Source organism: Calditrichota bacterium (assembly GCA_013152715.1).
In the GTDB taxonomy this organism is placed as follows: Bacteria; Zhuqueibacterota; Zhuqueibacteria; order Thermofontimicrobiales; family Thermofontimicrobiaceae; genus 4484-87.
On record JAADFU010000028.1, the window covers coordinates 1 to 8,962 of the forward strand.

Sequence of the window (8,962 nt, forward strand, 5' to 3'; positions counted from 1 at the left end):
TCGCTTTTGTCTGAGGCGGTTTTAACCACTGAAACGTGTCGTTAGCTCCCTACTCCCCCACCCGCTTCCCAATCCAATCCCCAATAATTTTCAGCACTTCCGGCGAAAACGTAGTTTCAATTTTTCCGTATTCTTGCACCAGCCCCGTCTGTGCCGGCTGGAATAAATGGTTCAATCCTGGTAATTTTTTAATTGTTACATCGGTATTCCCAGCTTTCTGAAGTGCCTTTTCAATTTCCGGCAAATTGGCATCAGGCGGGACCTGCAAATCTTTTTCGCCATTGAGCGCCAGCACGGGACAGGTGACTTTCCGCAGCGCTTGTTTGGGATCGTAAGTCAGAAAAAATCTGAACCAACGGCTCAAAAGTGGCTTTAATTGCATGTCCAATTTTTTTTCCGACAAACCAATCAGCGCTTTTTCCTGATCCGTGAATTCCGCCAGACTTTTTTGCATGAATTCTTTCATCTTCGCCAGCGCCAGCGAATCGTCGGGATTGGCTTTTATGATGGAGAACAACTTTTTCTGACGAACGCGATTTTTCTCAATCAGTTCGTCAGAAATCCCGGCAGCTTTCAGCATCGCAGCAGCCTGAATAACCAGAATTTCCTCGCCGCTAACGCCCGTTCCGGCCAGCAGCACGATGAAGGCGACATCTTTTGATTTTGCGGCAACCATGGGCGCGATGATGCCCCCTTCGCTGTGGCCGATGAGCCCAATTTTTTGGGTGTCAATTTCCTTTCTCGATTTCAAAAAATCAATCGCCGCCAGCACGTCTCCGGCTAAATCTTCGCTGGTAGATTGGGACAATTTTCCGCCGGAACCACCCACACCGCGGTCATCATAACGCAACACAGCAATGCCCCGGCGCGTCAGATAATCGGCAATGACCAGAAAAGGCTTGTGGTTAAAAATCGTCTCGTTTCTGTCCTGCGCGCCGGAACCGGTAATTAAAACGACGGCCGGAAAAGGGCCGTTGGTTTTGGGCTCAGTAAGGGTGCCAGCTAATTTTATTCCCGCGCTTTTGTTTTCAAAATTTACTTCAATTTCGTTGTAAGGATAAGGTTTCTTCGGCTCCTGAGGCCTGGCGACTTCAGGAATTTTTTCCACTCTTTTGAGAGCTAACGGGAATTCCATGCCTGACTGGTGCCATTTTCCGCTGATCGTGGAATCAGAAGTAAATTTTCCCGAATAAAATCCGGCGGCTACAGCGACTTCAAAACGAACCGAGTCTCCGGCCATTTCCACTTTGCTCACGCCAATCCCCTTGGCGCCCTGATCCGGGCTATCCATTGTGGCGGTGATTTTATTGTCAGCGGATTTGTTTACGTGAAAAACGATAGAGAGTTCGCCGCCCGGAACTGCGAGTTTGCCGTACCAGATTGTCTCCTCTGTTTGGGCGTTCAAGGGAGCGATGAGAAAAATTATCAGAAACAAAGAAATGCACAAAACTAATTGAGTTTTCTTCATCTTTATCCTCATTTTTAATGATCGCAATGGTCGCTTTTATTGTTATTGAATCAGTTTACTTTTTTATTTGCAGTCTGTTACATCCCCCTAATTCCCTACGCCCAGGCGCATCTTCGACCTTCAAAGGGAAATTTTTATATTTTCTCTCCGAGTCCTCTGTACCTCTGGGGCTAAAAAATGAGTTCACCTCCGCAATCTCGGGTCCAGTGCATCGCGCAGACCTTCGCCGACGAGATTGTAGCAAAGTACTGTAATGAAAATTGCCAGTCCCGGGAAAACTGTCATCCACCAGGCAAACTGCATCACAGAACGTCCTTGAGCAAGAATATTTCCCCAACTGGGAGTCGGCGGTTGGACTCCGAGGCCCAAAAATGAAAGCCCGGATTCGATCAAAATCGCCGACGCCACGCCAAGAGTGACCGCCACAAATACCGGCGCCATGACATTGGGAATAATATGTCTCCAGATAATTCGCCAGCGGCCTATTCCCAATGCTATTGCTGCCTGAATGTAATCTCTCTCACGAACAGAAAGTACCTCTGCCCGGACCATTCGCGCCAGCCCGGGCCAACTCGTAAGCGCGATGACGATCATCACGTTGTAAATGTTGGGCTCCAGCATGGCAATGACCATGAGCAGCAGAAAAAAAGAAGGAATTGAAAGAATCAAATCCACCAGCCGCATGAGCAGGCTATCTATTTTACCGCCGAAAAATCCGGCCAGCGCACCGATCAAAACGCCGATGATGCCCGCCAATCCGGAAGAAATGAATCCCACACTCATGGAAATGCGAGCGCCGTAAAGTACGCGGACGAAAACATCGCGTCCGTTCATGTCCGTACCAAAAAAGTGCCCCAACGATGGCCGTTGGTAAATTTCGTCGAGATGAATTTCATCTGGGTCGAAACGAGTCAGCAGAGGTCCGACAATCGCCGCCAGAAAAAGAAATGCCAGCACGATCGCCGCGGTGATAGCAAGTCGATTTCGGGCATATTGTCGAAAAAAAATTCGTAACAGAGAAGAAGATTTTTCGTCACTATTCATATTTAATCCTCGGATCGACGACGGCATACAGCAAATCAGCAACCAAATTGCCAAATAGCAACAGAAAAACTGAAAATACGGAAGCGCCCATGATCACCGGATAGTCCCGCGCAAGCACCGCCTGGTAGGCTAACCGTCCCATGCCGGGCCAGGCAAAAATAGTTTCCACGATGACGCTGCCGCTAATCAGCCCGGGCAGACTTAATCCCAGAATTGTCACAATGGGCAGCAACGCATTCCGCAGCGCGTGTTTGAAAATGACCTTCCGCTCGCTCAATCCTTTGGCGCGGGCAGTGGTGATGTAATCCTGGCGAATAATTTCCAGCACGCTCGAGCGGGTGTATCGGGAAAGCCATGCCAATCCCGAAAGCGACAGCACAATGACCGGCAATAACGCGTGGCGAAAAATATCCATTGTTTTTGCCCAAAAAGATAAATTTTGAAATTGAAAATACAAAGAGTGCATTCCGGAAATTGGCAGCCAGGCTAATTTCACGGAAAAAACGAGGATGAGCAACAGCGCCAGCCAGAAACTGGGAATTGCCATGCCAATGAAGACGAAAATTGTGGAAATTTTGTCAAACGGCGAGTACTGTTTCACGGCAGAGAGAATGCCAATGGGGACGGCAATTAAATAAATCAAAAGAAGCGACGCCAGATTCAGCAAAATGGTATTGGGCAGCGTTTCACGGATTTTTTCCAGCACCGGTTGGTGGTCTTTGAAAGAATTGCCAAAATCAAAAACAATCATTTTTTTGAACCAAAGCCAGTATTGCACGTGCAGCGGCTTATCCAATCCGTAAATTTTTTCCAGCCGCGCTCGCGCCATCGCCATGCCCGGCTTGATTTGCGCTTCCAGATCAGACGGTTTTCCGGGCGCCAGATGGATGATGAGAAAAGTGATGATCGTAATTCCAAAGTAAAGCGGAATCAGCACTAAAAAACGCCGAATGATAAAATTTCGCATCAACCCTCCCCTTTTGGCAAGGAAATGAAATCAACGAAGGAACAGCAGCTTGCGATACAAAGACGTCTTCCCCACTGTGAGCCGTAAATAGTAAACTCCGCTGCTCACCGGTTGGAATGAATCGTTTTTTCCGTCCCAGGTAATCTGATGACTGCCGGGCGTCGAACTCGCATTGCTAACCAAAGTACGAATCGGTTGACCCAACGTATTGAAAACAATCAAGCTCATTGACTCGCCCTCGCGCTTTGGAATCTCAAAATTAATGACGGTTGAACTGTTAAAAGGATTGGGATAATTTTGCCTGAGCACAAGAGTCGTCGGAGCGGAAATTGATATTTTTATTTCTTCAGAAAATTGCACAGCGCCGTCCAAATCCTGCTGTTTCAACCGGTAAAACAAAACTCCCTGCGGAGGATGCTTATCAATATAAGAATATTGATTTGCCGTTGTCGGACTTCCAGCCGCCGGCACAAATGAGATTTCTTTCCAATGTGCTTGTGAGTCATCTTTTCTTTGCAAATAAAATCCGTAATTATCGCTTTCGGAAAGAGTTACCCAATTCACAAGAACATTTCCATTCAGTATTTTTGCCGAGAAATCAGCCAACTCGACGGGAATCGCCCCTTGCACGGAGACGGAGCCATTGTCGGCAAAAATATCCGCATTGGCGCCACCCAATTGCACGGCGTCAAAGGCAATATTTGTTTGTGCACCATTTCTGCCGACAACTTGAAAATTCAAATAAAACAGCACACCTTCGCCATGCAGCGCAGGCGAACCTCCGCCGACAATCGCCAGGCTGTTTCCCAGGTCGTAAACTGACGGGTCCCAATTTTCTGTGATTGTGCCGACTTTTTGCAGCGAAATATAGTCAACCACTGCCTCGTCAAAAGAAAGATTTACCCGGAAAGAAGTCACATTGAGCGGAGTGAGATCGGACACGATCACTGGCATTTTGAGTGAAATTTGCGGCGAAACAATCGTGTCCGGAATGGCAAAGGTCACTTCCATCGGAGCCGGCCCAATGATGGAAACGCGTCCGTTTCCCGGCAGCGCGACGGGAACACCCTCGTTAAATTGCGCCTCGGAAAAGATTAAATCTGAAAAAGCGCCATTGTCGCCGATGACATTGAATTGTAGCCACGCAAGTACGCCGCTACCGCTCAAAGGATCAGCGCTGGCAATATCGATTACTGCTCTCACACCGCTGAAATTTGTCACGAGATCACTGCCCTGGGCAATTGTATTGTCAAGGCTCACAGATGTCGCTTGCAGGGCAAATTTGCTGTATTGAACGATCAGATGGCAATTTCGCACAAAAAGCGACGAAAGATCAGCCACAGTAATTGGCAGAGAAACTAATGTACCCGAAACGACAGTAGTATCCGGCAGCGTCAAGGCGAGTTCCGGCGCCGGCAGAATAGAAACTGAGCCATTATTGGCGGCAACAAACGGATAGCCGTTATTCAACACCGCCGAATCGATAGAGACTACCGCAATTGACCCTACAGCTCCGACAGGCAAAAAATTTAGCCAGAACAATGTCCCGCCGGCAAAATCCAGCGGAGTATTTCCGGCAAAGCGGACAAAAATTGTATCTCCGGACAGATTCGCATCTGTGCTGTCCCAAGAGCTCGTTAGCGAGTTGGCAACGGAAACGCTGTCAAAATGCAAATTTAGCGAGTCAAACAAAATCGCCATTTGCACGCGGTTGACTTCCTCGTTATCTAATTGCGAAATACGAACGGGAACGCTGATCGGTATTTGCAACGGGGCGCTTGTGTCGGCGATTGAAAGCGTCGCTGTAACCGGCAAGATGAAAGTTTGTGAAAGCGATTGAATTGCCAGCGGATATTTGTAATTTTCAACAATTTGCAGCCCTGTTTCCCGGGTTTGATTGGCTGGCAAAAAATAGGTCTGAAAAGGCAGACTGAATTGCCCTTCGATTTTGCTGCCTGTGAAAAGGATACCGGTATCAGCGTAAGACTTGTTGTCCACGCCTGTATCCGATGTGCCATCATCCGTGCCGCCGGAAGAACTATCACGATAGTAAAGCCGATAACTTGCATTCGCCAATTCAGTAAATTCGCTTATCAACACAAAAGTCCCGGGGTCTCCGGAACACATGTACCAATTTGTTTCAGGAAAGGGATAAATCGTCTTATCAACTGCATCCGGCGAACCATCCACCGGGACGTCGATATTATTGGGATTATTAAATATCATGCCAATCGCATTCAGATTCAAATCGAACGATTGACGGATTAAACTGATATTATATTCAGAAGTCAATGTTTTATTCGAGCCAAGTCCGACAATGTGGAATGGATAATACATAAATCGGAACGTCCCGACTGTGATCTTTAAGCCGAAAGTGGATATTTTGTATTTGATTTCCCGAATCATGCGGACAGGGCCTACTTTTTTCTTATACGTTTCCACTTTCAAATCCTGTTCGCTTTTATTAAGGCTGATACCAGCTACTTTTCCTTTGACACGCGCCTTCATCCTGTCGAGAATATCGATATTTTGCCCGCCATTTTCGGGAGAAATACGCCATCGATCAATTATGCCGTATTTGCTGTGGCCTATGTAATAACCGCTTGCACTGAGAGAATCTGAATATCCGTCATTTCCCCGAATAAAATGAAGGTAAAGAGGAAGATTGGGATCATGCTGCAGCGTTTGTGAGCGATAGACATAAACGTAACGCTGACTATTCGGTTGTAACGGATCTGAAATAGTCAATTCGACGCGCTGAAATAATTTGGAATTCTCATCTGAAATCCATTGAAAATCGCGCGCTTTGTCTCCTGCGTCTCGCGCCAGAAAAATAATTTCATCATTACCGTCAAGCGTGCTGTTAGGCGTGATAAAATAATCCCAACTGCCGTCTCGTTCATCGATTTGCATGGTAATTTGCCGCCACTGATCTTGCGTTTCATCGTAGCTGTACACAAACAATTCTGATATGGGGTTAGAAAGAAATAGAGATAAATCATTGCCCTGAATAATCACAGTCTCGTAGTCCCGCAAGTTTCCCCAACTGGCAAAAAGAAATGCTGGAAAAACAAAAAAACAAAATATAATGCTCAATATGGTCTTCATAGTTTTGGCTTTTTTTTAATGGAAAATTTTCGATTTAGATAATGAACTCAGTACAAATTCGATAGCACAAAGAGAAAATACATATTTTTCAGATAAATTGCAAGGAAGAAGTTAGATTGCCAAATCAGCAAAAAAAAATCCCGAATCTGTTAGCAATGTTAATTTGATTCGGGATTGCGGTTTCAATTTTTGCTAAAAATAAGAGAAAAGAGCCCCAGCAATTTTATTTTACAAAAATTACTTTAGTTGCCCTCCATTGGTGATTCTCAGCTTCAGGTTGGTAATTAATCCGGACAATATAAGTGCCGCTGCTCACAATATTTCCATTTTCATCTTTGCCGTCCCAGTCAAAATATCGTTTCCCGCTTTGCAAATCTCCGCTGAAAATAGAGCGCACAAAGCGACCGAGAACGTCAACCACGGAAACGTCGACTCGAGCGGCCCGGGGCAAAGTGAAATGGAAACGCGTCCTGGAATTAAACGGATTGGGAAAAACATTTGTGATTGCAAAAGTTTTCGGAACAGCAAAATGTACTTCTATTTCTTGCGAAAGATGAAAAGCTCCGTCAAGGTCGATTTGTTTTAAGCGGTAAAAATAATCTGCGCCGGTCGCGGTCTTATCAAAAAATTGATAAAACTGCGGCTCGCTGGTCGTATTTTTACCTTGAACAAATCCGATACTCTCCCATTCTGCCTGTCCAAAAGCCTTTCGCTGCACTGCAAAGCCGTAATTATCCGATTCAGAAGCCGTCGCCCATGTTAACAGCACTCCGTTTTCCTGAACGCTGGCTTCGAAAGTCGCTAACTCCACCGGCACGAGTTGACTGCTCTTGTGAATGCTAAGCGGATTGTGGAAATTGTTCACAAATTCGGAACCGATCGTTTTCTGTTGATTCGCCGGCAAAAAATAATCGAGAAACGAAAAACTTAGCCTCCCTTCGAGTCCGGAACCTGTGATCAAAATGCCCGTGTCTCCCCAGGATTGTCCGTCACCGGTATCATCCTTGCCGTCTCCGGAACCCCCGGCAGAATTATCCCAATAATACAACTGCGTAGTTCCCAATTGCGTCATTTGCAACAATGTCAAGACTGTCCCTTGCTCGCCAGTGAAAAGAAACCAGTTCACATCCGGCGAAAAAACCAGACTATGATTAATATCCGCATCGGCAATGCCATCGACGATTATACTGTCATTCTGGTTGCTGAAAAACATCATTCCTCCGGCTTCGGGACTCAAATCAAAAGATTGACGAATATGACTCACATTAATTTGCGATGGATCCAATGTCCCGGATGCACCTTTGTTGTCCACAGAGTAAGGATAATAATACATCGGCAAATCGAAAGTGTAAAGCCCGAAAATCGACAACCACAGCCGACGAGAAACGCGCACTTTTCCCGCAACAAACTCGATTTTCACATAAGTAAAATCATCTTCGGTCAAATCTAAAGGAACAAAACCAAACGCTATTCCAGCGCCTCGCGCTTTTTGCCGGTCCAAAATATCCACGCCGGTACCGCCGGCGGCGACAGGAATTTCCCAGCTATCAGCAATTCCTTTTTGATTGTGCCCTTCAGTGTACGAAGCCCCAAAAACAATATCTGTGCCATAGCCCCCGGAAGGCGGCGTATAATCCATGTATCCAGTTGTTGTATCAACCAATGTCGTGGACATGAAAAAATAAAGATAGCGCTGCGTTTCATCTAATGGATCAGAAGCGACAATTTCATAACGCTCGTACTCACGAGATTCAGGATTGTCGATCCAATAGTAGGGATTTGGCACCTGATCTCCCATATCGCGCGCCATAAAAACAACTTCATCGTTGGAATCAAGAACGCCGTTTTTCAATTCTGCCGGCACCCAGACATGAGTTGAATCATCTTTTTCATCAATTTGAAGCGGAATTTGGCGCCACTGGTCGAGAGAAGCATCGTAGGAAAATGCAAAAATTTGCGTGACTGGCTGTCCGAGATATGCGGTAAATTCGCTGCCTTTCATGACAACCGGCTCGTAGTCGCGGAAAGTGCCCCAGTCGGCATAAGAAACAGTAAAAGTGAACAAAAGCAGAGTAACTATGAAAAGAACTTGGTACGCCTTTCTTCTTTGAATCATGGCATTCCTCCTTCAAAAAAAATTAGCGATTTGATCGCCTTGATAATAATATTATGATAACATTTTTTTTTCAAAATAGCAACATTTTTTTTATTTTTCCGAATATTTTTTGAAGTGAGTATTGACTCATAAAAAATTAACTTCCCGAAAATGGACAATGTGAATAGATACAAAAAATTTGAATGCCCCTCAAAATTATCAAATCTAATGTGTGGTATGATTCGAAAAATAAAAAAGCTATTTCCCGAAATTCACAACT

Annotated in this window: 5 protein-coding genes; all 5 read right to left on the minus strand. The window is 45.6% G+C overall.

Going from position 1 to position 8,962, the window contains the following annotated elements:
• Positions 1-49 precede the first annotated feature (49 nt).
• The 5 genes from GXO74_02585 to GXO74_02605 all read right to left on the minus strand — a co-directional run bounded on the left by GXO74_02585 (position 50) and on the right by GXO74_02605 (position 8,703).
• Positions 50-1,468 (minus strand): alpha/beta fold hydrolase, encoded by a 1,419-nt coding sequence (locus GXO74_02585; protein ID NOZ60546.1) that lies wholly within the window; start codon positions 1,466-1,468, stop codon positions 50-52.
• A gap of 183 nt (positions 1,469-1,651) precedes the next feature.
• Positions 1,652-2,512 carry an ABC transporter permease gene (locus GXO74_02590; protein NOZ60547.1) on the minus strand — a complete coding sequence of 287 codons (861 nt, stop codon included), beginning with the start codon at positions 2,510-2,512 and terminating at the stop codon, positions 1,652-1,654.
• Positions 2,505-3,479, minus strand: a complete 975-nt coding sequence (locus GXO74_02595) for an ABC transporter permease (GenBank protein ID NOZ60548.1) — start codon at positions 3,477-3,479, stop codon at positions 2,505-2,507. The genes GXO74_02590 and GXO74_02595 overlap by 8 nt, the downstream gene beginning before the upstream one ends.
• A 30-nt stretch (positions 3,480-3,509) precedes the next feature.
• Positions 3,510-6,575, minus strand: coding sequence for a T9SS type A sorting domain-containing protein (locus GXO74_02600; protein NOZ60549.1), 3,066 nt, complete (start codon positions 6,573-6,575; stop codon positions 3,510-3,512).
• A 235-nt stretch (positions 6,576-6,810) separates the two neighbouring features.
• Positions 6,811-8,703, minus strand: a complete 1,893-nt coding sequence (locus GXO74_02605; GenBank protein ID NOZ60550.1) for a T9SS type A sorting domain-containing protein — start codon at positions 8,701-8,703, stop codon at positions 6,811-6,813.
• Positions 8,704-8,962: the final 259 nt, after the last annotated feature.

Coding starts and splice junctions, on each gene's coding strand:
- GXO74_02605 (NOZ60550.1), bottom strand. CDS start 8,703: ATGATTCAAAGAAGAAAGGCGTACCAAGTTCTTTTCATAGTTACTCTG.
- GXO74_02585 (NOZ60546.1), bottom strand. CDS start 1,468: ATGAAGAAAACTCAATTAGTTTTGTGCATTTCTTTGTTTCTGATAATT.
- GXO74_02590 (NOZ60547.1), bottom strand. CDS start 2,512: ATGAATAGTGACGAAAAATCTTCTTCTCTGTTACGAATTTTTTTTCGA.
- GXO74_02595 (NOZ60548.1), bottom strand. CDS start 3,479: ATGCGAAATTTTATCATTCGGCGTTTTTTAGTGCTGATTCCGCTTTAC.